This window comes from Micromonospora sp. DT4, assembly GCF_049841675.1.
Classification (GTDB): Bacteria; Actinomycetota; Actinomycetes; order Mycobacteriales; family Micromonosporaceae; genus Micromonospora.
Window position 1 is genome coordinate 1 of the sequence record NZ_JBNCKT010000380.1, and the last position, 512, is coordinate 512.

The 512-nt window shown below is 68.0% G+C and carries 1 protein-coding gene; it reads left to right on the plus strand.

All coding sequences use genetic code 11. The annotated features are described in order from the left end of the window. Positions 1-90: 90 nt before the first annotated feature. Positions 91-510, plus strand: a complete 420-nt coding sequence (locus tag ACLQ24_RS30200; RefSeq protein ID WP_425895132.1) for an RNA-guided endonuclease InsQ/TnpB family protein — start codon at positions 91-93, stop codon at positions 508-510. Positions 511-512: the final 2 nt, after the last annotated feature.

Consider the following 512-nt stretch of genomic DNA (forward strand, 5'->3'; position numbering starts at 1 on the left):
ATCGACATCGCCACCATCAAGATCTGGCTCCGCGACCTCGCCCGCGAAACCTGATCCACAAGACACGGCCTAGTCGCCGCGCAGCAACGCATGCGCTCGTTGGGCCGGGCAGTGTCCCGCAAGACCGGCCCGGACCGGCGTACCGCAAGACGACCGTCGAAGCGGTGGGAGCGGGCAGCTGCTCGGCTCGGTCGCGCGCACGCCCGGGTCACTCATCTGCGCCGCGACGGGCTGCACAAGCTCACCACCCGGCTCGCGCGTGAGCACGGCACCATCGTGGTCGAAGACCTCAACGTGATCGGGATGCTGGCCAACCGCAAGCTGGCCCGGCACGTCGCCGACGCCGGGTTCGCGCAGATCCGTCGCCAGCTGGCGTACAAGGCCGGATGGAACGGCGGCCGGCTGCTGCTGGCCGACCGCTGGTATCCGTCCTCCAAGAGACTGTCGGGTAACTGGGTGGGGGCGGAACGTCACGCCGAGACACGTCGATGGAAGGTCCTCGACAAATAGAT

Bases quoted from the DNA above. Each gene is read 5' to 3' on its own strand.
- ACLQ24_RS30200 (WP_425895132.1), top strand. From the start codon at position 91: ATGCGCTCGTTGGGCCGGGCAGTGTCCCGCAAGACCGGCCCGGACCGG.